This window comes from Microbacterium sp. P5_E9, assembly GCF_054049175.1.
Window position 1 is genome coordinate 1 of sequence record NZ_JBFUMV010000073.1, and the last position, 674, is coordinate 674.

Sequence of the window (674 nt, forward strand, 5' to 3'; positions counted from 1 at the left end):
GATCTTGGCTGCGCGCAGCCTCTGGCGATGCTCGACATCGCGCTGCGCGGGGCGACGCCCGGCGCGCTGATCCTGGTCGCAGCCTTCGGCAGCGGCTGCGACGTGCTGCTGCTCAAGCGCACCGCCGCCCCCTGCCCCGGCGACGCACCAGATGCCGGCAAGGCCGAGACGAGCTACCTGAAATACCTGTCGTTCACCGGCCAGATCGACCTCGCCTGGGGCATGCGCGCCGAGATGGACAACAAGACCGCCCTCACGGCAGCCTGGCGCGACCATGCACGCACCGAACGCTTCGAAGGCGGGCGTTGCGAGCGCTGCGGCACGGTGCAGTTCCCGCGTTCTCGCATGTGCGTCAATCCGGCCTGCCGGGCACAGGACGCGCAGAAGCCAACCAGCCTGGCCGATGTTCCGGCCCGCGTGATGTCGCACACCACGGACTTCCTCGGCTACACGCCCGACCCGCCGTTCCAGTTCGGCCACATCGATTTCGAGGGCGGCGGCCGCGTGCTGATGGAATTCACCGACACCGACGTGGGTGAGCTCGCGGTCGGCCTGCCACTGCGCATGGTCTACCGCGTGAAGGAGTTCGACCACGTTCGCGGCTTTCGGCGCTATTTCTGGAAGGCGACGCCGACACGCGCCGGCAGCGCCGCCCCCCATACGGAGAGCAAGTA

The 674-nt window shown here is 68.7% G+C and carries 1 protein-coding gene; it reads left to right on the plus strand.

Features of this window, described 5'->3' with window-relative positions; translation table 11 throughout:
- Positions 1–27 precede the first annotated feature (27 nt).
- Positions 28–674, plus strand: a 647-nt coding sequence (locus ACXJ3V_RS20280) for a Zn-ribbon domain-containing OB-fold protein (RefSeq protein ID WP_457102160.1), incomplete at its 3' end; no start/stop codon positions are given.